At 60.1% G+C, this 24,333-nt stretch carries 20 protein-coding genes; 16 read left to right on the forward strand and 4 right to left on the reverse strand.

The window, feature by feature from the left end; all coding sequences use genetic code 11:
- Nucleotides 1–54 precede the first annotated feature (54 nt).
- From hemF to G3N58_RS04430, 11 genes are all read left to right on the forward strand, one after another.
- Nucleotides 55–978 carry an oxygen-dependent coproporphyrinogen oxidase gene (gene hemF, locus G3N58_RS04380; protein ID WP_167047863.1) on the forward strand — a complete coding sequence of 308 codons (924 nt, stop codon included), beginning with the start codon at nt 55–57 and terminating at the stop codon, nt 976–978.
- Between the two features lie 63 nt (nt 979–1,041).
- A complete protein-coding gene (locus G3N58_RS04385; protein ID WP_205998633.1) occupies nt 1,042–1,818 on the forward strand; it encodes a nicotinate-nucleotide adenylyltransferase in 777 nt (258 codons plus the stop codon).
- Nucleotides 1,819–1,822: 4 nt separating this feature from the next.
- Nucleotides 1,823–2,275: a ribosome silencing factor gene (gene rsfS / locus G3N58_RS04390; RefSeq protein WP_205989199.1), complete on the forward strand. Its 453-nt coding sequence runs from the start codon at nt 1,823–1,825 to the stop codon at nt 2,273–2,275.
- A gap of 45 nt (nt 2,276–2,320) precedes the next feature.
- Nucleotides 2,321–2,791, forward strand: a complete 471-nt coding sequence (gene rlmH, locus G3N58_RS04395; protein WP_008919684.1) for a 23S rRNA (pseudouridine(1915)-N(3))-methyltransferase RlmH — start codon at nt 2,321–2,323, stop codon at nt 2,789–2,791.
- Nucleotides 2,792–3,131: 340 nt separating this feature from the next.
- Nucleotides 3,132–3,761 carry a Maf family protein gene (locus G3N58_RS04400; protein ID WP_205989198.1) on the forward strand — a complete coding sequence of 210 codons (630 nt, stop codon included), beginning with the start codon at nt 3,132–3,134 and terminating at the stop codon, nt 3,759–3,761.
- A 9-nt stretch (nt 3,762–3,770) separates the two neighbouring features.
- Complete coding sequence (gene rng / locus G3N58_RS04405) at nt 3,771–5,240, forward strand: ribonuclease G (protein WP_167047872.1); 1,470 nt, start codon at nt 3,771–3,773, stop codon at nt 5,238–5,240.
- 152 nt (nt 5,241–5,392) lie between these two features.
- Nucleotides 5,393–6,670, forward strand: coding sequence for a site-specific integrase (locus tag G3N58_RS04410; protein WP_205998551.1), 1,278 nt, complete (start codon nt 5,393–5,395; stop codon nt 6,668–6,670).
- A 314-nt stretch (nt 6,671–6,984) separates the two neighbouring features.
- Nucleotides 6,985–8,148 (forward strand): ABC-three component system protein, encoded by a 1,164-nt coding sequence (locus G3N58_RS04415; RefSeq protein WP_205998552.1) that lies wholly within the window; start codon nt 6,985–6,987, stop codon nt 8,146–8,148.
- Nucleotides 8,145–8,654, forward strand: coding sequence for a three component ABC system middle component (locus tag G3N58_RS04420; protein ID WP_205998553.1), 510 nt, complete (start codon nt 8,145–8,147; stop codon nt 8,652–8,654). The genes G3N58_RS04415 and G3N58_RS04420 overlap by 4 nt, the downstream gene beginning before the upstream one ends.
- A 77-nt stretch (nt 8,655–8,731) precedes the next feature.
- Nucleotides 8,732–10,609, forward strand: a complete 1,878-nt coding sequence (locus G3N58_RS04425) for a DUF3732 domain-containing protein (protein ID WP_346778235.1) — start codon at nt 8,732–8,734, stop codon at nt 10,607–10,609.
- Between the two features lie 465 nt (nt 10,610–11,074).
- Nucleotides 11,075–15,175: a P-loop NTPase fold protein gene (locus G3N58_RS04430; protein ID WP_241016979.1), complete on the forward strand. Its 4,101-nt coding sequence runs from the start codon at nt 11,075–11,077 to the stop codon at nt 15,173–15,175.
- Nucleotides 15,176–15,274: 99 nt separating this feature from the next.
- Here G3N58_RS04430 and G3N58_RS04435 read toward each other — a convergent pair whose 3' ends face one another.
- Nucleotides 15,275–15,940, reverse strand: a complete 666-nt coding sequence (locus G3N58_RS04435) for a hypothetical protein (RefSeq protein WP_205998555.1) — start codon at nt 15,938–15,940, stop codon at nt 15,275–15,277.
- 530 nt (nt 15,941–16,470) lie between these two features.
- Between G3N58_RS04435 and G3N58_RS04440 the strand changes: the two genes are divergently transcribed.
- Both G3N58_RS04440 and G3N58_RS04445 read left to right on the forward strand, forming a co-directional pair.
- Nucleotides 16,471–17,304, forward strand: coding sequence for a DUF932 domain-containing protein (locus G3N58_RS04440; protein ID WP_205998556.1), 834 nt, complete (start codon nt 16,471–16,473; stop codon nt 17,302–17,304).
- 127 nt (nt 17,305–17,431) lie between these two features.
- Nucleotides 17,432–19,579 carry a ParB/RepB/Spo0J family partition protein gene (locus tag G3N58_RS04445; protein ID WP_205998557.1) on the forward strand — a complete coding sequence of 716 codons (2,148 nt, stop codon included), beginning with the start codon at nt 17,432–17,434 and terminating at the stop codon, nt 19,577–19,579.
- Nucleotides 19,580–19,624: 45 nt separating this feature from the next.
- Here G3N58_RS04445 and G3N58_RS04450 read toward each other — a convergent pair whose 3' ends face one another.
- The 3 genes from G3N58_RS04450 to G3N58_RS04460 are packed head-to-tail and all read right to left on the reverse strand — an operon-like array spanning nt 19,625 to nt 21,458.
- A complete protein-coding gene (locus tag G3N58_RS04450) occupies nt 19,625–20,299 on the reverse strand; it encodes a hypothetical protein (RefSeq protein ID WP_075296345.1) in 675 nt (224 codons plus the stop codon).
- Nucleotides 20,292–20,984 carry a protein mobD gene (locus tag G3N58_RS04455; RefSeq protein ID WP_075296343.1) on the reverse strand — a complete coding sequence of 231 codons (693 nt, stop codon included), beginning with the start codon at nt 20,982–20,984 and terminating at the stop codon, nt 20,292–20,294. The genes G3N58_RS04450 and G3N58_RS04455 overlap by 8 nt, the downstream gene beginning before the upstream one ends.
- 9 nt (nt 20,985–20,993) lie before the next feature.
- Nucleotides 20,994–21,458, reverse strand: a complete 465-nt coding sequence (locus G3N58_RS04460; RefSeq protein WP_205998558.1) for a hypothetical protein — start codon at nt 21,456–21,458, stop codon at nt 20,994–20,996.
- Between the two features lie 332 nt (nt 21,459–21,790).
- On the opposite strand from G3N58_RS04460, the gene G3N58_RS04465 reads away from it, so the two are divergent.
- Genes G3N58_RS04465 through G3N58_RS04475 form a run of 3 tightly spaced genes read left to right on the forward strand, consistent with a single transcriptional unit; the run spans nt 21,791 to nt 24,107 of the window.
- The gene (locus G3N58_RS04465; protein WP_205998559.1) at nt 21,791–22,141 is read left to right on the forward strand and encodes a transposase; all 351 of its coding nucleotides are present in this window, start codon (nt 21,791–21,793) and stop codon (nt 22,139–22,141) included.
- Nucleotides 22,138–22,485 (forward strand): IS66 family insertion sequence element accessory protein TnpB, encoded by a 348-nt coding sequence (gene tnpB / locus G3N58_RS04470; protein WP_205998560.1) that lies wholly within the window; start codon nt 22,138–22,140, stop codon nt 22,483–22,485. The genes G3N58_RS04465 and tnpB overlap by 4 nt, the downstream gene beginning before the upstream one ends.
- A 29-nt stretch (nt 22,486–22,514) precedes the next feature.
- Nucleotides 22,515–24,107 carry an IS66 family transposase gene (locus G3N58_RS04475; RefSeq protein ID WP_205998561.1) on the forward strand — a complete coding sequence of 531 codons (1,593 nt, stop codon included), beginning with the start codon at nt 22,515–22,517 and terminating at the stop codon, nt 24,105–24,107.
- Nucleotides 24,108–24,333 lie beyond the last annotated feature (226 nt).

Here is a 24,333-nt window from a genome sequence, read left to right on the forward strand (position 1 = left end):
TTCTTCGAAGAACCCGCGGCACGACGAGCGTGCCGCCCTCAGCAATCTGCATTCATGACCGATTCGAGCTACGACGCACAGGCCGTGCGCAGCTGGCTGCAAGGCCTGCAATCGCATATCGCGGACACGCTCGGCGCCTTCGACGGCACGCCGTTCGCAACCGACGCATGGCAACGCGCGCCCGGCGAGAAGCTGCGCGGCGGCGGCATCACGCGGATTCTCGAAGGTGGCCAGTTCTTCGAGCGCGCGGGCATCGGCTTCTCGGACGTCGCGGGCGACGCGTTGCCGGGCTCGGCAAGCGCCGCGCGTCCGCAACTGGCCGGGCGCGGCTTCGAGGCGATGGGCGTGTCGCTCGTGCTGCACCCGCGCAATCCGCACTGCCCGACCGTGCACATGAACGTGCGCCTGCTCATCGCGACGAAGGCAGGCGAAGCGCCGGTGTTCTGGTTCGGCGGCGGCATGGACCTGACGCCGTACTACGGCTACGAAGAGGACGCGCGGCATTTCCACCGCGTCTGCCGCGACGCGCTCGCGCCCTACGGTGCGGACCTCTACCCGCGCTTCAAGCGCGGGTGCGACGAATATTTCTTCCTCAAGCACCGCAACGAAGCACGCGGCATCGGCGGGATTTTCTTCGACGATTTCTCGGAGCCGGGCTTCGACCCGTCGTTCGCGATGCTCAAAAGCGTCGGCGAGGGTTTTCTCCAGGCCTACCTGCCGATCGTCGAGAAGCGCCGCGACACGCCGTACGGCGCGGCCGAGCGCGACTTCCAGGCGTACCGGCGCGGCCGCTACGTCGAGTTCAATCTGGTCTTCGACCGTGGCACACTGTTTGGACTGCAGAGCGGCGGACGCACCGAATCGATCCTGATGTCGATGCCGCCCGTGGTGAACTGGCGCTACGACTGGCAGCCCGAGCCGGGCACGCCGGAAGCGCGTCTTTACAGCGATTTTCTCGTGCCGCGCGAGTGGGTGTGAGGCGGCGTCCGCGCTGCGCACGATCACACTCGACACGCTCCCGGTCACGATAAGGATTTTCACCTGAAGCCGAACGCTCACCCTGTCGCCCTGCCCCGCCGGATCGGTCTGCTGGGCGGCACTTTCGATCCGATCCACGACGGCCACCTCGCGCTCGCGCGACGGTTCGCCGACGTGCTGCGGCTCACCGAGCTGGTGCTGCTGCCGGCCGGCCAGCCGTGGCAGAAGGCGGACGTCTCGCCGGCCGTGCACCGGCTCGCGATGACGCGCGCGGCGGCCGCCTCGCTCGCGCTGCCCGGCGCGAGCGTGCGCGTCGCGACCGACGAGATCGATCACGACGGCCCGACCTACACGGTCGACACGCTGCGCCGCTGGCGCGAGCGCGAAGGCCAGGACGCGTCGATCACGCTGCTGATGGGCGCCGACCAGCTCGTGCATCTCGATACGTGGCACGGCTGGCGGCAGTTGTTCGACTTCGCGCACATCTGCGCGGCCACGCGGCCCGGCTTCGACCTCGCGTCGATACCGCCCGCGGTCGCACAGGAAATCGCCGCACGCGAAGCCGGCGCCGACGTGCTGCAGGCGACGCCGTGCGGGCATCTGCTGATCGACACGACGCTCGCGTTCGACGTCTCGGCCACCGACATTCGCGCGCATCTGCGCGACCAGGTGAGCCGCGAACTCGCGCTGGCGGACGACCCGACGGGCGGCAACGCGGACAGGAAAGCGGATCACCAAGCGCAAAACGAGGCCCACGGCGCAACCCACGACAAGGCCGCGAGTCATGTCCCGGCCGCGGTGTGGGACTATATTCTTCAACATCATCTGTACCACCGGTAACTCCATGGATATTCGCAAACTGCAACGCGTGATCGTCGACGCTCTCGAAGACGTCAAGGCGCAAGACATCAGGGTGTTCAACACCACCCACCTGACCTCGCTGTTCGATCGCGTGATCGTCGCGAGCGGCACCTCGAACCGGCAAACCAAGGCGCTCGCCTCGAGCGTGCGCGAAGGCGTGAAGGAAGCCGGCGGCGAGATCGTCAGCACCGAGGGCGAGGATATCGGCGAATGGGTGCTGGTCGATTGCGGCGACGCGATCGTCCACATCCTGCAACCGGCGCTGCGCCAGTACTACAACCTCGAAGAGATCTGGGGCGACAAGCCGGTGCGCATCAAGCTGTCGACGCCGAATCCGTTCGGCGGCGCGCGCGCGAGCGAGTCCGACGAGGAGGACGAAGACGAGGAAGCCCCGGTCGCGAAACCCGCGCGCAAGACGGCGGCGCGTCGCAAGTAAGCCGGCCCTATCCGGCACACCGGGCACACCGCTACTTTCCTCGCGATGAAACTGCATATCCTCGCCGTCGGCCACAAGATGCCGGACTGGATCGCCACCGGCTTCGACGAATACGCGAAACGCATGCCGCCCGAGCTACGCATCGAGCTGCGCGAGATCAAGCCCGAGCAGCGTTCGTCGGGACGTTCGGCCGAGAGCGTGATGGCCGCCGAGCGGCAGAAGATCGAAGCCGCGTTGCCGAAGAACGCGCGCATCGTCGCGCTCGACGAGCGCGGCAAGGACTGGACCACGATGCAGCTGGCGGGCGCACTGCCCGGCTGGCAGCAGGACGGGCGCGACGTGGCCTTTCTGATCGGCGGCGCGGACGGGCTCGATCCCGAACTGAAGGCGCGCGCCGACATGATGCTGCGCGTATCGAGCCTCACCTTGCCGCATGCGATGGTGCGCGTGCTGCTTGCCGAACAGCTTTACCGCGCGTGGACCATCACGCAGAATCACCCGTATCATCGCGCGTGAGCGTGTGAGCGCATAAGGCGTGTGCCGCGTGCTGATGCGCGGCGATGCGCGATGTCCGTGCCCATGTCCCTGCGTATTGCAGATCAGGCATTGCCGGGCGACGACTCACGGGGCACCGGCCACCGATACTCGTCGATGCGCCGAACGATGCGTTTCGACGTAGCGTGTCCAGACATTTGCTCCGCGCCCCACTTGATGTAATGATCGCTGCGCGGCTCGTTGCGGCGCGCCGATGCGGCGCTCAGGCTACCCGCTCACCCTGCCCGCTCATCTCCGTCCGTTACCGTCACCGCGCCCACCGCCTCCACGCCATCCGAATCCCCTCCTTCGAGACCCGTTCATGCCCACGCCCGCCGCTTCGCTGCATCCGTTCGTCTACCTCGCCTCGCAAAGTCCACGCCGCCAGGAGCTGCTGCAACAGCTCGGCGTGCGTTTCGAACTGCTGCTGCCGCGGCCCGACGAAGATGCCGAAGCGCTCGAAGCAGAGTTGCCCGGCGAGCACGCGCGCGACTACGTGCAGCGCGTGTGCGTCGCGAAAGCGCATGCCGCGCGTGCCCGGCTCGTGGCCGGCGGTCATGCGAGGCGGCCGATCCTCGTGGCGGACACGACCGTCACGATCGACGACGCGATTCTCGGCAAGCCCGCCGATGCCGACGACGCGGTCGCGATGCTCACGCGCCTCGCGGGCCGCACGCACGAGGTGCTGACCGCCGTCGCGGTGATCGACGCCGACGGTGCCTTGCTGCCCGCGGCGCTGTCGGTGTCGAAGGTGTGCTTTGCTGCGCCGCACGCCGACGCGATCCGCCGCTACGCGGCCAGCGGCGAGCCGCTCGGCAAGGCCGGCGCTTATGGCGTGCAGGGACGCGCGGCGGAGTTTATCGAGCATATCGACGGGTCCTATTCGGGTATCATGGGTTTGCCGCTTTTTGAAACTGCTGCCCTCCTGCGCGCAGCGCGCATCGACTTCTAGAACAACACTATGAATGAAGAAATCCTGATCAATGTCACGCCGCAGGAAACGCGCGTCGCGCTCGTTCAACAAGGCGCCGTCCAGGAACTTCATGTCGAACGAACGCTGTCGCGCGGGCGCGTCGGCAATGTCTATCTCGGCAAGGTCGTGCGCGTGCTGCCGGGCATGCAATCGGCGTTCATCGACATCGGCCTCGAACGCGCCGCGTTTCTTCATGTCGCCGACATCTGGCATCCGCGCATGGCCGGCGAAGCGCAACATCAAGCACCGCATCAGCCGATCGAAAAGATCGTCTTCGAAGGTCAAACGCTGATGGTGCAGGTCGTCAAGGACCCGATCGGCACGAAAGGCGCGCGGCTGTCCACGCAAGTAAGCATTGCCGGGCGCACGCTCGTGTATCTGCCGCAGGAGCCGCATATCGGCATCTCGCAGAAGATCGAAAGCGAAGCCGAGCGCGAGGCCGTGCGTGCGCGCCTGACCGCCGTGCTGCCCGCCGACGAGAAAGGCGGCTACATCGTGCGCACGATCGCCGAGGATGCGACGAGCGAGGAGCTTGCCGCCGACGTCGCCTATCTGCGCAAGACGTGGGCGACGATCCTGTCGCAGGCGCAGCGCATGCCACCCACGAGCCTGCTCTACCAGGACCTGAACCTCGCGCAGCGCGTGCTGCGCGATTTCGTCAACGACGAGACCTCGCGCATCCAGGTCGACTCGCGCGAGACGCATCAGATGCTGGCCGATTTCGCCGCGGAGTTTACGCCGGCGGTGTCGTCGAAACTGCATCACTACACCGGCGAGCGGCCGCTCTTCGATCTCTACAACATCGAGGCCGAAATTCAGCGCGCGCTGTCGCGCCGCGTGGATCTGAAGTCGGGCGGCTACCTCGTGATCGATCAGACCGAGGCGATGACGACGATCGACGTCAACACTGGCGGATATGTCGGCGCGCGCAATTTCGACGATACGATCTTCAAGACCAACCTCGAAGCCGCGCATACGATCGCGCGGCAATTACGGCTGCGCAACCTGGGCGGCGTGATCATCATCGATTTCATCGATATGGAAAACGCCGAGCATCGCGACCAGGTGTTGGGGGAACTGAAGAAGGCGTTGTCGCGCGATCGCACGCGCGTGACCGTGAATGGCTTCTCGCAACTCGGGCTCGTGGAGATGACCCGCAAGCGCACGCGTGAATCGCTCGCGCATGTGCTGTGCGAACCGTGTCCGGTGTGCCAGGGCAAGGGGCAGGTAAAGACCGCGCGCACCGTTTGCTACGACGTGCTGCGCGAGATTCTGCGCGAGTCGCGGCAGTTCAATCCGCGCGAGTTTCGCGTGGTGGCGTCGCAGCAGGTGATCGATCTGTTTCTCGAAGAAGAGTCGCAGCATCTGGCGATGCTGATCGATTTCATCGGCAAGCCGGTGTCGTTGCAGGTGGAGTCGAATTTGAGCCAGGAGCAGTACGATATCGTTCTGATGTAGGTCCGCCAAGGGCCGACGAGCTCCAGAGAATTCCTATAAATTCGTTAAAATTCAAACGCATATAAAAATAACCATCCGTATCAATCCGTTGCCATCCGTGCAGAGCGCGCCTAAAATGTGTAGCTAGATATGTAGCTAGGCAGAGGCGCGTCATGGCAACTCGCGGGACGAATGTTCTATCGGATCTCGAACTAAGGCGATGGATTCGGGAAAGTCGACCTCTCGCAAGAACTGACGGCGGCGGCTTGACCTTTACCCTTTCAGCCACCGGCACTGCGTCTTGGATACTCCGTTTCCGGATAGGCGGAAAACCGGAAGAATTGACACTCGGCCGCTACCCCGATCTGACGCTGTCGGCAGCACGCAAGCTCGCGGCCGAAAAGCGCGTCGAAGTCCAGAAAGGCAACAACCCGGCGACCGAGAAGCGCAAGGACAAATCCCGGAAGAATTGGACAGTCCGCCAGCTCGTTTCCGACTACCGAGAGAAGGTGCTGGTCAATTTGGGATTAAGCACGCAGCGAAGCTACGGCCGAAACCTGAAGCGGACCGAGAACGTACTCGGTGCGATGCAGGTACGCGAAGTCGAAGCGGCAGATATCGTTGGGCTGATCGAGCGCGCCAAGCTTGGATGGGTCGAGGCGAACACGCTGTTAATCGTTGCAAAAGCCATCTTCCGTCACGCCGCTGGCAAGAAGGTCATTAATGCAAATCCCGCCATCGGGGTCGAGCTAGTTTCGATCATTGGTCCCCGTCCTCCCATTCGGCAACGTCTTATGCTGACGGCCAGTGAGCTGCACGTGCTTTTGAACGCAGACATGAATCGCGAGAACCTGCTCTCGGTCAGCATCCTTCTCGCGACTGGCGTTCGCTCGGAGGAGTTGTATAAAGGCCTGCGGACAAACGTATTCCTCGATGAAGCACGCTGGCATATTCCGGGCAGCAAGACAGGCACAGCAATGGACATTCCGCTCGCGCCGATTGTTGTCGACTGGTTCCGTGAACTGCTCGCACTCAATACCCGCTCCCGCTATATTCTTCCAACCAGGGCCGCCAGCCGAGCGGCGCGGCATGGTGGTGACGCACACCTCAGCAAGGACGCCATCCGGGAAGCCATCGATTACTGGATCGACAACCACAAACCTTCGATACGCCGATTTACACCGCATGATCTTCGTTCGACCATGAAGTCCCATATGCGGAAGCTAAGGATCAGCCGCGACGTCTCTGAGATGTGCCTGAATCACAAGCTCCCCGGCGTCGAAGGAATCTACGATCAATACACATACTACGGTGAACGACGCCTTGCCTTGGAACGGTGGGCAGCATTCATCGAAGACTGCCGACAATCAAAGGGGGAACTTGTCGAGTCCACAACAGAGACAGATTGCGACGACAGCGATCTTGATCTCATTGACGCGTTATCGGCTTGAGGGAGAGCAACCGACTCACCGACGAAGCGCCGGCCCAGGTAGTCGACGCGCCCACGATCATGGCGTTCGCTCACACCCCGAAACACTGCCCCGCCCCATGAGCTAAAGTCTTCCCCTACCACGCCGTTAGCCAGAGTATGGCCGTTTCATCGGATATGATTCGACTGCAGGAGACCTACATTAAGTACCCTATGCGTAACAAATCGTGCAGACCAGCCCTAAGCTGAATTGCGTTGAGATTCGGGGAACATCATGGAGTTTACGAATTCTAGATGGGAAGCATTCCATAGTCGGGCGGACTTGGGGCGAAGCGGATGAAAGCCTTGGTCAAGCACAGCGCACCTGGCCCCTATCTGGGCTTTTCATTGCAGCCAGTCCGGCTCTGTTACCACCTCCTCAGCAGTCCATCGGATTCGAGCGTTTCCTTAGAGCTTTTGGATGATGTCGCTGTTCACTATTCCGATGGAAATGTTCTTTTGGAACAGTGCAAGAGCGCGCTGTCCCACAACGCGCTCTCTGATTGGTCCGAGGACCTTTGGAAAACCATCGCGAATTGGCTTGTCGCGGTCGAGTCCAAGAAGGTAGATGGGACCAAAGCAACGTTTCGCCTGTACGTGACACCGCCGAAGTCCGGGAAGGTAAGCTCAGCCATTCATAATGCGACGTCTGCAGATGCCGTAGACCAGTTGCTCAAACAGGTCGAAGGCAAGCTTAGCAAGAAGGCTGAACCGCCGAAGTGCATGCTGCACGTGCAAAAATTTCTCGATGTCGCAACCGCTCTTCGCAATCAGGTCATTTGTAAGACGTCGGTTTTCAGCAACGATACAGATCCGATACAACCTCTCCGTGCTCTGTTGGCGCCCACTGTTCCGGATGAATCAATTGACGTCATTTGCGAAGCTGCCATTGGCATGGCACAGGCGAGAGCAGACCGCCTCATCCGTGACGGCATGCCGGCTCTGATTGGTGTCGGAGAGTTTCGGAAGAGTTTTCACGCCTTCGTTCAGCAGAACAACATGCCTGGCTACCTTGCCTCGCTATCCGCGATTCCAACGACGGTTGACACGAAAGCAGTACTCTTGAGTAGACCGATGTTCGTGCGCCAACTGCAGTTAATCGAAGCCACGGAGGCGCAGCAACTTCGGGCGGCAAGTGATCTCATGCGAACGTCCGGCGACAAGGTGAAGTGGGCCGAAGCCGGATTCATCTATGACGACACCTTTAAGGATTGGGAAGACTCGTTGCTGCGTCGGCACGAAGCGTTTGCCGGCGAGGTCAAAGATCTCTATTCGGACAAGCCGGAAGTCGTGCAAGGCCGACTCGTCTATGGCCGATGCTCGGTCTTGGAGGTGCCCATAGGTAGCCGCACGGTGCCGAACTATTTCACCCATGGAGCGTTCAACGATCTGGCAGACAAACGAGAGCTTGGCTGGCATCCGGAGCACAAAGCCCTTCTAGATGACGAGGACGAAGCATGAGCGAAGTCGTTCAACTACGCCGCCTTAGCGAGGCTGCACTGGTTCAGAACGAGGCGCTGGGTGCCTACGCCCTTTGGAAGTTTGGACTTGGATACCAAGATCGTGACGGACTTGCAGCGACGCTGCCCCTCGCATTCCTTGTCCTTCCGCTGATCCTGCATAGCCCAACCTTGGCGACGGTGCTGAGTACGCATAAAGTATCGGGGTTGCATCTGTTCGCCGGCAAGCTCGGGGATAAGCGGGAAGATCTCATTGCGATTCACAGTCGGGCGATAGCGCTAAGGCGACTGACCTTGGACTCACTAGTGTCGGCGGAGCGAGCCGGTCTCATTCGGATCGATCCGATGACGGCCACGATCTGGTCCAATGGTCCGTACGACGACTTGCGCATACCTGTGCTGCGGGAGCGAATTCGACGCCTTGAGCCGGCTTGCGAAAGGATCGGATACTGGTTTGCTGGCCTCACCGATCAGCAGGTAGTGCACATACTGAAAGTGGGATTTTGATGTATTTTCAACTGCGACAACTCATTTTATGGCCACGACGCGGCGGCGAACCGCGCATAGTGACGTTCGAGCCCGGCGTGGTCAACGTTATCAGCGGGGCATCGAAGACCGGCAAGTCGTCGGTGATACCCATAATTGACTACTGTCTGGGATCGGAAAAATGCACTATTCCAGTGGGCGTAATTCGCGAGAGTTGCTCCTGGTTTGGCGTGCTGGTCGATACACTTGAGGGACAAAAACTGATTGCCCGCCGGGAGCCTGGCGATTTGAAGGCCTCTGGCGACATGTTGCTTTTGGAGGGAGCGGAAATCGAGCCGCCGTCTGTCATCCAAGAGAAGAACCAGACAGTTGACTACGTCAAGGCAGTCCTGAATCGCCTTGCCAGCCTGTCAAACTTGCAATTTGAGCCTGGTAGCGAGGATCGATTCAAGTCACGGCCAAGCTTTCGAGATCTGATGGCTTTCATTTTTCAGCCTCAGAATATCGTCGCGAACCCCGATGTCATGTTCTTCAAAGCGGACACCACGGAGCATCGCGAAAAGCTAAAAACCATCTTCCCTTACGTGCTTGGTGCAATCAGCCCCGAGCTTCTGCAAGCGCGCCACGAATTGGAGCGCATCGCACGACTGCTTCGCCGAAAGGAAGGCGAGTTGAAAGCCCGACAGGCTTCCGGAGCTTCCTGGCAACGCGAGGGCTTCGCTTGGGTACGTCTTGCGATTGAGTACGGACTACTGCCCGCGGACACAACTGTACCGAACGACTGGTCCTCGATCGTAGACCTACTTCGAGCCGCAATGCAAAGCGACGCTCAAGCTGCGACCCCAACGCTCGCTTCCATGGACGTCATATTAGCGCGGCTCACTGAGCTTAGGGTGGCTGAGTCCAAGCTAGTGATGGATCTTAATCAGTCTCGTAATCGGCTGCACGAACTGCGGCGCCTAGATGAGAGTAGTGACACGTTTCTGGATGGCCTCCACGTCCAGCGTGATCGGTTGGAATTGTCGAGATGGATTCGCGAATTGGCCACCGAACGTCCGGCGTCGGTATTTGAACCGAGCGATGCGGGACGAGCGCGGATTGATCAGCTTTGCGAAGCGCTTGACGGCATAGAGCTTCGGCTGCGATCGCATCCGGGAGTTACGGAATCTTTGGGAAGAGAAACGCTTCGTCAGCGCGAAGCAGTGGATACGACCCTTGCGAATCTCGCGGCAATTCGTCAAGAAATAAGAACACTGGAAGGCCAATCGGAAAAAGCGCGCAAGGTGACAACTCGTGGCGAGGAAATCTCCCGTTTCCTCGGCCGCCTAGAAGAAGCCCTGAGGTTGTATGAAACGCTCGACACGTCCTCAACACTTCATGAAGAGATTTCCTCGCTAAGGACACAGGTTGAGGACCTGAACAAGCTGATATCTGAACACGAGATAGGTCGGAAAACGGAAAACGCTTTGGATACGATCCAATCTATTTCATCACGGCTAATTCCACAGCTTGATGGCGAGTGGCCAGATGCCCCTATTCGACTCAATATCCAAGATCTCACGGTAAAGGTTATTCGTGGTACGCGCGATGATTTCCTTTGGGAGATCGGTAGCGGTGCAAATTGGCTCGCATACCATGTCGCGCTCACCCTTGCCCTGCAAGGCTTCTTTCTGAGCAAGCTGAATCATCCAGTGCCGGGTTTGCTAATCTATGATCAACCAAGCCAAGTCTACTTTCCAACCCTACGGGCAGGAAAAGCATCAGATGCGAACTTAGACCCAGAATGGGACAACGAGGACGTAGCTGCTGTACGAAAGGTATTTACGCTTTTCGATGGAATCATCACAAAAACCGCAGGCCGGTTGCAGATCGTCGTACTTGATCACGCTGATGAAGAAGTCTGGGGTGGACTCGCCAACGTCCATCGCGTCGAAGAGTGGCGCGGACAAGGCCTAGTGCCGACTGAATGGATCTAAATTCTTGGGATCACGGCGATACGTACTGCGACGGCCAGCCGCAACAACAAACTCCTCCTTCTGCGATACGCGCAGCCAATCACCTGCGCGGAGTGGCAAATACATGCGTTCAGCGAACGGCCACGGCGGGCGCGCCTCGCACCCGTCCGTTCCACGAAGACTCGGTTGTTCCCATCGGCGACGACAGACCGCAGTTTATGGCTGTCACATGCTGTCAGTTTATCGAACCCGTAGCGTCCGGGCGCGTTTGTTCGGAGCTCCCGCCGGAGTATTATGCCTTGTGACATACTTGGACTCACGTCGCGTGTACGGTCAAAACCTTTCGGGAGCGACAAGGTTCGAACGAGGACTTTCGTTTGCCGGATGAACCGGGTCGCTTATTTCGATCGAGATCAAGTGGGCACAATCGAATCGAGCAGGTTTTCGATTGATCTTCATGTCAAAACAGCGCTAAAAAAATAGACCATGAAAAAAGAAGCTCCCACCGCCAGTGAAATGCCGTCTGTTTTAGACCGGGAGATCGCGGACGCGCAACTCGACGCGTTTGGTCACCGTCATTTCGCGCTTGCGTTACGCAGTCTGATCGAGTCTGAGGATCACCCGACCCCTTTCAGCATTGGCCTTCTCGGTGGCTGGGGCACAGGTAAGAGCAGTATCAAAGAGATGTACATGGCCGAGCTTCGAAACGATGCCACAAAGCATCAGGGCGCGAGGCGATCGGAGAAGATCCAGTGCATAACCTTTAATGCATGGCGCTTTGGCGGGCGTGACCAAGACATCAAGCGGGCGCTCCTGCGCCACGTATTCCTTGAACTCGGAGGGCACGAGGAAAACCTGCAGGACAGGCTCTTCCGGCAGATCAGCCACGTCACGGAGCAACCCAAACCGACGCTCAAATACTTCTGGGAGACGCTTCGCTCCTGGATGCTGCCGATTCCCGCTGTGCTGGCGGTCATGGTCGCATTCATCATCGTTCTCGCTGCCAGCAACTTGGTTTTTGGTTCCGGTCACGACGTGACCAAGGCGACGTTGACCTTGTGTGTGGCGATTCTCTTTGGGTATGTGTTCAAGCACGTGAAACCACCAGACGTGAAGGCAACATCTGCCATGACGCGCGTGATGCTTCCGAGCACCAGTTCGGAGCAGTACGAGGACATGTTGGTTGGACAGCTTGCCCGCTACAAGGACGGAAAAGACGAGTCCCCTGACGGGCGGAGCGGGAAGAAATGCGAACGGCTGGTTGTGTTCGTTGATGATTTGGACAGGTTGTCGGCGGAAGAGATGGTGCTCGGCCTGGATGGCGTGCGCACGTTCATGGAGATTCCGAAAGGTCGCCTTCCGAACGGACTGGGTCTGGTATTCGTTATTTCATGCGACGAAGGGAAGATTGCGGATGCGCTGGCCAAAGGCCGGCGCTCGGCCGACTTGCCCGCGACAGTGTTCAACCGCTTTGATGCCCGACGATATCTCGACCGGATCTTCCAGTTTCGCCTGGAGATTCCACCGTCACCGCGTAACGACATGCGAGACTTTGCTACCCGGAAGCTGGAAAGCATGGGGGGCGTTGCGGCCGATCTCGCAGCGCGCGGCGTACCTCTGGCGCCCGTTGTTGACCGAATGATTCACACGGGCGTGCAGGATCCGCGAAATGCGCTGCAGATCGTCAACGCGTTCGAGCAGTCGTGGTGGCTGGCAAAGAAGCGTGAAGCCGACGGGGTAGGCAGCGATCGTGCCGGTGGGTTGCACGAAGGGGCCGTCACCGATCATCCCATATCGCTAGGCGCGCTTTCAGCCCTGAAGGTGAGCTTTCCAGATTTTTATCGCGAGCTGCAGGACGACCCTGAGCTTCTCTTTCACTTCACAGAAGTTGTCGTGAGAGGGCAAAGTCTGTCGGAGCGGCCGGAATCCATCCGGCGAATCCTCACCGACAAATACCTGTCCGAGCCCGCGTTGGGTGGACAGCAGGCTGCCACCGAACAGAAACCGCAACTGCGACCGGAATACCGGCCACTACGTCAGTTTCTCGCCGGGCTCGTAGGTGTTCGATGGCCCCAGCCACTGGAAAGCTTGCTACTGCTTTCCGAAGACCCCATCTCCCGACGGCTGGGACCCAAGATTGCCCCCTTGCGAAACGCATTCATATCCGGCGACACAAATGGAGTTCTGGAGGGACTGGGCAGGCACCATGATGTTTCGCCGTTGAGCTTGGAACAGGCAAAGAACCTTTACAACCTCTTTGAGGATATGAGAGGCGAAACGGAAGCACGCCGCACGAATGGCGCACGCGTGATGGCAGACGTAATCGAGCGGATTCCAGACCCACCTCTCACACAGGTGCTAAACGAGCTTTGCAGGACGCTTGACGACAGTCCGGACCTGCGTGCGCAACTGGGACCTGCACGAATCAAGGGGCTGCTCGCCAAAGCGTCAGGCTCCGACCAACGCGCCGTGACTTCCCGACTCGTTGGCGACGCGATGGTGGACGACGACCTGGGCCTCAAGCTTGACTCTGGCCAAACGCCAAACCTGGACGAGGCAGTCGGGATGGTGAAAATCATTGTTGCGCTTGCCATCCGTGTGCGTGCGCAACAGGGTCTGGAAGCGAGGGAAGATGCCCTGTTCCTGGACTGGTTGCTGGCCCGAAATGTTCGTGTTCGCAACGCATCCCGACAGCTTGGTTTTGATGAGCTGGAGGGCTGGCTCTCCGTGGACACAGGTAGCATCGCCAGCTCTCTTGGGACGCGCTACGTGGACGCGCTCGCCAGTGAGCTAGATAAGGAGGAGCCAGCGACATTCGACATCGATGCCGCGACGCAACGTGCTGGCGGCGTGTTCTCGGCACAGATGACGCTCGGAGAGGAGGCACGGCGCGCAACGTGGCCGATCGTCTGCCGGTTTATGGAGCTCACCCAGCCAATTGCAGTAAGAACCGCCTGGCAGGTCGCCGTATCAAACGAGGGGCTCGCCACGAATGTCGAAATCTCGTCATTCGTCAACGCCTTCGCTGCCCGCCTGCTGCACGACCTCACAGACAACAGTTCTGAGGTCGACGTTCGTGAGGCGTTCCCCGAGTTGATGAAGCTGGTTGTCGCGCGGATTGAGTCGCTCGACGATAGCGCGCTGCAGAGTCTGGTTGAGCTTGCAACAGCGTGGAGTCGCAACGATGCTCACGCCCGGTTCGCGTGCGACGTCGTCTCTCAACTGCGTCGGGTGAACAAGACCAAGGCCACGGCAGTGTTGACCACCTGGGCACCGCGGGTTATTTCGGACCTCCCGCTGCCGTGTCTTGAGATGCTGACGGAGCTTCTGCCCGGAGAAGATGACAGCCTCAAGGCCTCAGCCGTGAACACAGTGACCACCATACTGAACAAGGAACCGATTAACGATGCCATGTCAGCCCGTTACTCAACCTTCGTCACGGGGCTTCCCGCTTCCAGCTGGGACAAGGCGCCATTCAAGCCGCACCTAGACAGTGCCTTGAGCAATCTCGCCAACCGGAGCGCGAACGAGAGCTATCTTAGAGCGATCTTCCCCCCCATCGCAACAGTGCTTGCCCATGCAACACCCTCCACGCTTGGAAGCTCGCTGCAGCAGCTCTTCCAGCAGGCCAAAAACCATCCGGGTCACTACGCGTTGCTACATCGACAGATGGTCGGTCGCTGGCCTGCGTCGGCCCCGACGATTGCGCCGTACGACCCCTCTGTCTTGTTTGAAGAGGCCTGTGCCACTTCAATCAGCCAGGCGGCCACCGTGAAAGACGATGTGCTCGCCTCCGTTTCCGATATGTTCGACCGCGGTGTGGTCGGGCAGGACAAGCGCGCGCGTCTCATCGAGACCGCATGCGCCCTCTGGAAGGTCGAGCCGCGACTTGCGCTACCGTTCGTCCGTCGATATCCGGGCCTGTCGGTCGAGCAGATTGATGCGCTTGTGAGCACGTTGAAAACCAGCGAGCCGGAGCAGATAGCGACACTGAACGAGGCATGGCAGATCGTGTCACGACACATCGCGGATGATGCGCGTCGGGCGGTTACCGTTGCGCTGCTTCGTCGCGGAGCCATTCAGGCCAGTGGGGACGCAGACCTAGCCTTGAATGTATGGCTTTCTGCTCAGGATGACAGCGGACGTGCGTTGCTGAACGACTTGCTCGTCGATTCCACAATTGCTGATGAACAACGAACAAGACTCTGGCGACAAGCCATCTCACGCTCTCAGATATTTGGCAAAGGTTTTTTTGTTGACGCAATTCCACGTTCCTTGGGCGTGCAGAACAGCGAGGCCACCTCGGCCGCCATTTTCGACAGCGAACAGACCATTGAGAAGCTGATGCACGATGGCGAGTCACGTTCGGATCTAGCCCGTGGCCTGATGGGCCGGTTCCACGAGTTCGGAACGGAAACGATCAAGGGCGGCGCAAGTGCAATGGCAAATCGGCTGGTTGGCAACGTTGCGCTGAAAGGGTTGAGCATCGAGAGTCTAACGACAAACGATGTTGCAATTCTCTCTGGCGCTTTTGGATCGTCCAAGGAGCTAGACCGGATCGGAGACAGGATCCATAAGGACACTTAGAAGCGTGCTGGCTCTCGCAAGCTGTTCGCAACTTTATCTGATCGTCCGAGCCAATCCGGTTTGTTAGAAACCAGATTGGCTCGTTAAACCATGGGATAGTCACAGCACGTTAGAGTCAGGTCCATCGACAGTCATATCGGCCGCCACTGCCTGCTGTTTCTTCTGACAAGCCTTGCGCTTCTCACCTTGCTCTGCGATGTACAGCGTGAGTTCTCTTTCCAAATCAACATCCGTCACGCCGGGATCCCACGACGCAACGCCGTGCTTCGCACGCGTCAAACGTGAAAGTTCGAGCGCCCGTTTCGCCGCTTTTGCACACTCGAATTCCACCTCAGCGCACCAATCGAGCGGATCACCATACTCCCATTCCGCAGCCAAGGACTGACGAACCGAATGCAGCGTGGCCGGAAACTCCCGGAGTTGCGAGGCCACCTTGTGATTCAGCCATTTCCAGTCAATCGGCTCCGGAAATGTGAATTCGACAACGGAAACGCCTTTGAGCGAAGCATAGCTTTGCTCGCGTGAGGCCTCCTGCCTCGCCCAATCTGCCCGATGCATCATCAAACGTGCGTCCCGCGAATAGCTCTCCAGCGAAATGGCCACGGTCAACGCCACATGCCGCACTTCGCGCCTGGTGGTCCTGGCTTCCCGAACGCCATTCCAGCCCAGCGTGATAACCGAACTGATGATGCTTGCGATACCCCCAACTTTCAGCAGATCCATCCAGCCGCTCTGCTTCAGATACCCAATCCACTGAAGCGCCATATCCGCTCCCCTGTTTTCACGTCGCTAACAGTATAAGGGGCGCCTGGTCTCTAGCCGTCCGCCACGCTCCCGAGAAAACGCTATTCACCTCGTTGACGCCCAAAGCCTAATTAATTTCGTACTTGCGACTAACCTCGCAGGCAAATCCTATATCACTCAATTACTTGCGGTTTCGTCCATCAAGTTATCCACAGCATTGCCCCCAAAAACTGTGAATAAGCGAGGCTTCGCCGTTCCTCCCGGTCGGACTCGTGCTTAGGCATCTGCCCGGCACCCGGTTTCCTGCCCTGTCCCGCGACCGTAGTCGAAGGCGGGGCGGCATCAAGGGGCGAGGGACCGTGTTGCCCGCACCATCCCTCGCCTTTTTCCTTGACACCGCCCCGCCTTCGACTCCTTGAGTCGCACGGGCAGGAAACCGGGTGCCAGGCAAAAGCAGAGGCCAACCCCGAGTTCCACCGGGAAGGTTTCGCACGCAAGTGGCAAGACCATCTCACAGCCCGTCATTCAACCCTCTTGCTGTGGAGATTGTCATGCAACTCGCTTCCTCTTTCCGTTACGGCTCCCCGATACTCCGCGCCGACTCACCCCTGTCGGACGACCAGATCCATCGTGTTGCCCCGTCCATCTTCGCGGACAGCAAGCACGAAAGCCGCTCGGAACGCTACACCTACATTCCGACCATCGACGTGCTGCGCGGCCTGCGTAATGAAGGTTTCCAGCCGTTCATGGTCTGCCAGACGCGCGTGCGCGACGAAGGCAAGCGCGAGTACACGAAACACATGCTGCGGCTTCGCCACGCCGACCAGATCATCGGCGACGAAGCCAACGAAATCGTGCTGCTGAACTCGCACGACGGCACAAGCAGTTACCAGATGCTCGCGGGCGTGCTGCGCTTCGTCTGCCAGAACGGCATGGTGGCCGGCGACAACATCCGGGACATCCGCGTGCCGCACAAGGGCAACATCGTCCAGAACGTCATCAACGGCGCATTCGACGCGCTCGACGGCTTCGACCTGATCCGCGAGCAGAAGGACGGCATGCGCGCCGTCGAACTAAACCGCGACGAACAGCAGGCGTTCGCACGCTGCGCGCTCGCGCTGCGCTACGACCCGACCAACGCCGAGGCACCGGCACCGGTCACCGAAAGCCAGCTACTGGCTCCGCGCCGCTTCGAGGATCGCCGCGACGACCTCTGGACGGTCTTCAACCGCGTACAGGAAAACATGACCAAGGGCGGCCTGCGCGGACGCTCAAGTAACGGACGTGCTGTATCCACACGCCCCATAACAAGCATCGACCAGAACGTGAAGCTCAACCGCTCGCTGTGGATGCTCGCTGACGCTATGCGTCAGATGAAGGCGTAAGCGCTCCGGGGGCGGCGCTATTCGCCGCCCTGCCACCTCATTCCGTCAGGAACGCTGTCCGGGTCATGTCCTGACGGAATACGGTAGCAACCCCGACCCGGAACCTTCCATCTTTCTGGAGTCAATCATGCACGCCCAAGTCGAAACCATCACGGCAGACATCGCCGAAACGACTACCATGCTCGAGACCCACTTCGGCAACGAGCAGCCCATCGTCACCGTTCCGTATTCCAGCCTGCGCCGCTCGCCGCTGAATGCGCGCACGAAGCCCCTGTCGGGGATTCCCGGCCTCGCCGCCAACATCCGCGCAAAGGGTCTGCTGCAAAACCTTGTCGTCCACGAAATGAAGGGAACGCGGGGCAAGCAACGCCGATATGGTGTCTGCGCGGGTCAGCGCCGCGAAGCCGCACTCGACCTGCTGTACGAGCAGAAGCATATCGCCGCCGACTATCCGGTGCCGGTACGAATCGTCAGCGAAGGCGAAGCCCTCGCGATTTCTCTGATCGAAAACAGCGAGCGCGAAGGACTCGATCCGTTCGACGTGCTGCGCTCGTACCGGATGCTGGCCGAGGAAGGCCGCAGCGTCGACTATATCGCCGCGCTGTTCTCCGCGTCGCCGCTCACCGTCAAGCGGCGCATGAAGCTCGCCAACGTATCGCCCAAGTTGCTCGGCCTGTTGCGCGAGGACAGCATCACGCTCGACCAGTTGGCCGCGCTCGCCCTTTCTGACGATCACGAAATGCAGGAACTGATCTGGTCGGAAGCGAACGAGTGGCAACGTCAGCCGAACTACCTGCGGCAAGCAATCACACGCGCCGAAATCGACGCAAGCCGCAGCCGCCTCGTGCGCTTCGTCGGTCTCTCCGCCTATGAGGCAGCGGGCGGCTATGTACGCCGCGATCTGTTCAGCGACGACGAGAACGCCGGATTCATTGCCGACACGGAACTGCTGCAGCGTCTTGCGGGCGAAAAACTCGAAGCCGTGGCCGGGGAAGTCCGCGCCGAGGGTTGGAACTGGACCGAGACACGCGTGGAGCGTGACGTCATCGAACTGAACCGCTACCACAGGCTCGATCCGCTCAACCGTCCGTATACCGGGGACGAGCAGCGCGAGATCTACGCACTGACGGCGCGGCAGGACGAACTCGCGGAACAATACGATGCCCTTGCAGAGGACGACGAGAACGCCTATGAAGAAGGCGAACGGATCGAGGCCGAACTGAACAGCGTTACCGCTGCGATTCGGGCAATCGAAACGCGCACGCTGACGTGGGATGCAGAGCAGATGGCCGAAGCAGGTGCGTTCATCATCCTCGACCCGCAGGGCAACCTGACCATCGAGCGCGGGTTGATTCGCCGCGACGGGAATGCCACGCACGATACGGCGGTAACTACCGTGGGACAGGCTGTCGCCACGCTCAACGAGGCCAACCGGAAACCGGAGCCGGTACACAGCGCGAAGCTCTGCCAGCGTCTGACCGCCCACCGCACCGCAGCCCTCCACGCGGAACTGATCGCGCAGCCGTCCGTCGCGCTCGCAGCGCTGCTGTTCCGGCTCGTGCCGGTCGCCTTCCCCGAGCGGTACGGTGTCGGGCCAAGCCGCGACTATCTGGAGCTTAACGCCACCAGCAACCACGATGCACTGCTGAAAGCCGCCGATGACCTGTCCGCCAGTACCGCATGGGACGTCATCGACGCACAGCGCCAGCAATGGCTCGCCGCCCTTCCCCGCAATCTGGCTGCCCTGCTGCCGTGGCTGACCGGACAGGACGCCGGTACAACGCTGCTCGATCTGCTGGCGTTCTGCACCGGCACCCTGCTCGACGGGGTCACCGGCACGGAAGGACCGCACGCGATCAACGCCCTGAGCAATGCGCTGCACCTCGACATGGCCCGGTACTGGACGCCGACCCGCGCGACGTATTTCGATCACGTCAGCAAATCGCGTATCGTGGACGTAGCCATGCAAGCGGTGTCGCCCAAGGTCGCCCTCGACCTCAGCAAGATGAAGAAGGGCGACGCCTCAGCCACTGCCGAAATGCGGCTGGCGAAGTCCGACTGGCTCCCGGAAATCCTCACTGATCGGGAAGTGCCGCCTGTCCGTGCGCTCGGCGTACACAGCACGCCGGACGATGACGCGGACGAGGACGAAGCCGGCGCCGAGGAAGCAGAGGCACAGCCTGATGCGGAATCGGCCGACGAAAGCCGTACAGCATGGCCTTATCCGACCGCAGCAAATATGGCAAATACGGAAACCACGCAGCGCACCGCGTGATTGACCACTTCCTGCCTGTGCTCTGGCACAGGCAGGAAGCGCACTTTACCGTGCGTGTTCCCCTACCCAGAACGCAACGGCAACCATCACGGCGAACAGACCGATCACGACGGACAACAGATAACCTAGTCTGCGTGTCAGGCGCTGCCCAGATGCATCAATATTCTCCTGCGCCTGTCTGGCAGCAGACTCCATCGTCCGCTCAAACAGCCTCGCGACCTCATTCAGCCGCTCCCGCTGTTCCCGTGCCGCCACCGCTGCCGCACCGACAAGCCTGTTCCCGGCAACGCGCGCAACCTGGTTCGCCATCCGTTCAGCGAGCGAAGTCATCGATGCCGTGTTGAGTTCTGCCAGTGCTGCCTGATACCTCGCTTCGTGTTCCCGGATCATGCTCTCAGCCAACTGGATCGTGGCCTTGCAGCGCGCAAGCGCGTCGCGATGCTGGCGCATCAAGGCATCGGTCACCTCCCCTGCCTCCCGGCGCACGGCATCGAAACCGCCGTCTCCGGCCCTGCGGATGCGATCCGGCATCGCCTCGTAAAGCCGCGCGTAGTATTCGAGCACGGCGATCATCGACCAGAGCGCATCGTTGTCGCGCAGGTTCAGCGCCCCGGACATCCGGCGCATGCGCAGCAGACTCGTATCGTCGGGCATCTCGCCCGTGACATCGAGAAACAGACGGGCGAGCGCATCAGGCGACTTCGCCCGCCGGTTACGCATTGGCCGTTACCTTGGCAAACATGGCATCGCACAACGAACGCCAGCGCAACAGTTCGACCCGTTCACCGATATGCATCGTCTCTGCTGCCTTGCGGATCGACATACGCTGACTGCGAAGCTCGTCGGCGACGCGATCCGCGAGATCGGGAAAATCCAGCGAATGGCCGTGCAATTCGACAGAACGGCGAAGCTGCGACCCCTGATACAGGGTGAATTTTTCTGCTGGGCCGAAATAGCCGTTGCGCACGACATTCATCACCGCGTCTGGAAACGTCCGGTTGAAAGCGTTCAGCAGTTCAAGGCTGTCGCGTTGCCGGTTGATCACCCACAGAACCACAAGCTGACGCCGAAGCTCGCCAAGCGCACCGGCCAGTGTCGCGCCGAACTGCTCGACACCCGTCTGGCTCCGCGCCGCCGTGTTCACAACGATTGCTGCATCCCGGTGCTCGTCGCAGTAATTGACGAGTCCGATCCAGCCGTTTGCATCGTCCAGGTTATATGCGATGCAATGCATCTCGTCCTGAACTGCTTTCATCACGTCTGGATTTGAGGTATCGGTTTCCACCAGCGCCGCATGGATATCTCGCCGCAGCAAATAATCGGCCAGGGCGAGCGCAACAAAGCTCTTGCCCACGCCGCCCTTGCTGCCACCAACGAGATAGATGGGGTAAGTCGTCGTATCCATTTGAATCCTCTAAAGGTTCTCGGTGTCGGGCGTAATCTCGAATGAGTACGCGTCACGCATCACCATGGTTGCCGGCTTGTTGACCACCTTTCCCCCATCCTGCTTTTGATTCTCCCGGACTATCTCCACGCGCGGTACGTCGCCCTTGCTTGCCTTCTTCGAGCGAGGCGATGGTGCGGCACTGTCTCGTGCGGACTCCTTTACCGTCTGTCGAGCCGGCCGGCTTTTCTTCGACGGGTATAGTGCGTATTTGATGGAGCCGACACTAAAATCGACACCCTTTTCCTTCGCATGCTCGACGATTTCCTCCAGCGTATATCCCTTCTCTCTCACCGCGCTGATAACCACGCGCATCTCTTTCATCGCGTCGGTAATCGAGAGACGCTGCTCCGCCTCTGGCTTGATCGGCAGTGATTCGAGAGAATGGACAAGCTCATCCCATTGCGCCCGAGTGTAGCTTTTCGCAACCGGCATGGCTCGCTCCGTCGTGCTTTCTTCTCCCCATCTTGTTCACTTGGGAAAGGGCCGTCAATACCTGTTTTCGACCGAAATTTTGCTATCGGAACATCATGGAATTAACCGGATTGCGTCGGAATAAAGGAAATATTTTGGATGTGTCGGACACGAGCAACGGACCCGGATCGATGTCCATAAAACGCGTCGAAAGGGTACCGGGCAGACTTCATAACGGCGCAAGTACAGAGCGATCACAGCCAGCAGGCGTAAGCGTTGCTTCACCACCGTCTGTTCATAGGTGCGCTCAATCGGCAACCTAGTTCCCACCAAATCAAGTGGGAACTAGAACGATGGAAACGAAGGCGGTAGGCCGACGACTGGGATCCAAGAACTACTCGAAGGCATTCCGGGCGATGGTCGTAGCGCAATCAAACGATCCGGCCCGTTCGATCGCGGACGTAGCACAGGAGCACGGTTTGAATGCCAACATGATTGCGCGCTGGCGTCGTGCTCATGAGCGCGCTCAATCGATTACGCAGGCTCAGCGCACTGAGACGTTCATTCCTGTGCATTTGCCGGTGCCAGCACAATTGCCGTCGAGTATCGTCGTCGAGTGCGGCGCCGTGCGAGTCCGCTTTGATGGACCACCTGACCTGAGCGCGCTTCGGACGGTACTGGCAACGTTGCGGTCGTCGTCGTGATTGGCCTCCCATCAGGAACGCGCGTCTGGCTGGCTGCCGGTGTAACTGATATGCGGGCCGGGTTCAACAGTCTCGCGGCCAAGGTGCAGACCGTGCTTGAGCGAGATCCGTTCTGCGGGCACGTCTTCGTGTTTCGTGGCAAGCGCGGCGACCTGCTCAAGGTGCTGTGGTGGAGTGGCGATGGCATGTGCCTGCTGATGAAGCGACTCGAGAAGGGGCGCTTCGTATGGCCTCAAGCCGACAGTGGCGCTATTTGCCTGAGCCCTGCGCAACTATCAATGCTGCTGGAAGGCATCGACTGGCGGCAACCGACGAGAACGGCACGACCGACCTCAGCGTTGTAAACGTCGTTGCCGGCGCGTAAACTGCCTGCATGACGCGCGCGAACCCACTTCCCGACGATGTCGAAACGCTGAAGGCCATGCTGCTCAGCCGGGAAGCGGCGCTTCGCGAGCGCGACGCTCAGGTGCTCAAACTGCAGGAAACGGTCGACTCGCAACAAGCCGCGTTGGCTTCGCGCGCAGCCGAAGTTGAACACCTGAAGCTGCTCATTGCCAAGCTGCGCCGTATGCAGTTCGGTCGCAAGTCGGAGAAGCTGGACCGTCAGATCGAGCAACTCGAGCTGCGTCTCGAAGAGCTTGAGGCCGACGAAGGCGCGGCACCGGTCGAAATCCCGAAGACGCCGCGCACGGCTGTGGAACACGCACCGCGCAAGCCACTGCCCGATCATCTGCCGCGAACGATCCAGACGCACTTGCCCGAGTCCGCCGGGAAGTGCACGCAGTGCGGTGGCCTTATGAAGTCGCTGGGCGAAGACGTCGCCGAACAACTTGAGTACGTACCCGCCAGCTTCCGGGTCATCCGTCATGTGCGCCCGAAGTTTGCCTGCGTGTGTTGCGACCACATCTCTCAGGCGCCTGCACCGAGCCGCCCCATCGGACGCGGTCTCGCTGGTCCAGGGCTGCTGGCGCACGTGCTGGTCTCGAAGTTCGCAGACCACATACCGCTTTACCGGCAGTCAGTCATGTACGCGCGAGAAGGCGTCGAGCTTGATCGCTCGCTGCTTGCGAAGTGGGTCGGTCACGCAGCGACGCTGCTGCAACCGCTCGTTGAAACACTGCGTCGTCACGTGATGTCGGCGACGAAACTGCACGCCGACGACACGCCGGTTCCAGTGCTTGCTCCGGGCAACGGCAAGACGAAGACGGGTCGCTTGTGGGTGTACGTGCGCGATGATCGTGCGTCAGCCGACATCACACCACCGGCGGTGTGGTTCGCCTATACGCCAGATCGCAAGGGTATCCATCCGCAGCAGCACCTCGGGTCGTTCAACGGTACGCTGCAAGCCGATGCATACGGTGGCTATCAGGCCATCTACGAAACCGGACGCGTTACGGAGGCGGCTTGCTGGGCGCACGCCCGACGCCAGTTCTATGAATTGCACGCAGCGCGCCCCAATGCGTTGAACACCGAAGCGCTCGAGCATATCGGCGCGCTATACCGGATTGAGGAAACGATCAGGGGCCAACCGCCCGACCAGCGCCACGCGTATCGCCAGGAACACGCGCGGCCGTTACTTGACCGATTCCATGCGTGGCTCACAACGACGCTCGAAACACTCTCGCGCAAATCTGACACGAGTCAGGCGATCTTGTATGCGTTGAACCGGTGGGAAGCGCTCACACGCTACCGCGATGATGGCCAGCTCGAAATCGATAACCTGCCAGTCGAGCGCGCGCTACGCGGGGTGGCCATCGGTCGACGCAACTATCTGTTCGCTGGAGCAGACTCTGGCGGCGAACGTGCCGCCGCCATCTACAGCCTGGTGGGCACCGCAAAACTAAATGGCATCGATCCTGAGGCGTATCTGCGCTTAGTGCTCGCACGCATCGCCGATCATGCGATCAATCGCATTGACGAACTCACACCGTGGGCCGTCGCCGATCAGCTCCGCAGCCCCTCCTGACAATCACGATCCCCCGTCAAGACGTCGCTGCTGCCACGCTTACCAGCAGGCTGAATCGTTCCGGACATCAGGACGCACACGATGTGACTGCGCGCCGACAGCGACACGATGGGCTCGCAGACGATACCCGTCACCCCACGAACGCCCGATAGCCCGCTTGCATACTCTCGGGAATGACCGTGCAGACTTCAGATAATCAACGAACAGCCGAAGCAGGATCGATTTC

It is taken from the genome of Paraburkholderia sp. Ac-20342, assembly GCF_017104985.1.
In the GTDB taxonomy this organism is placed as follows: Bacteria; Pseudomonadota; Gammaproteobacteria; order Burkholderiales; family Burkholderiaceae; genus Paraburkholderia.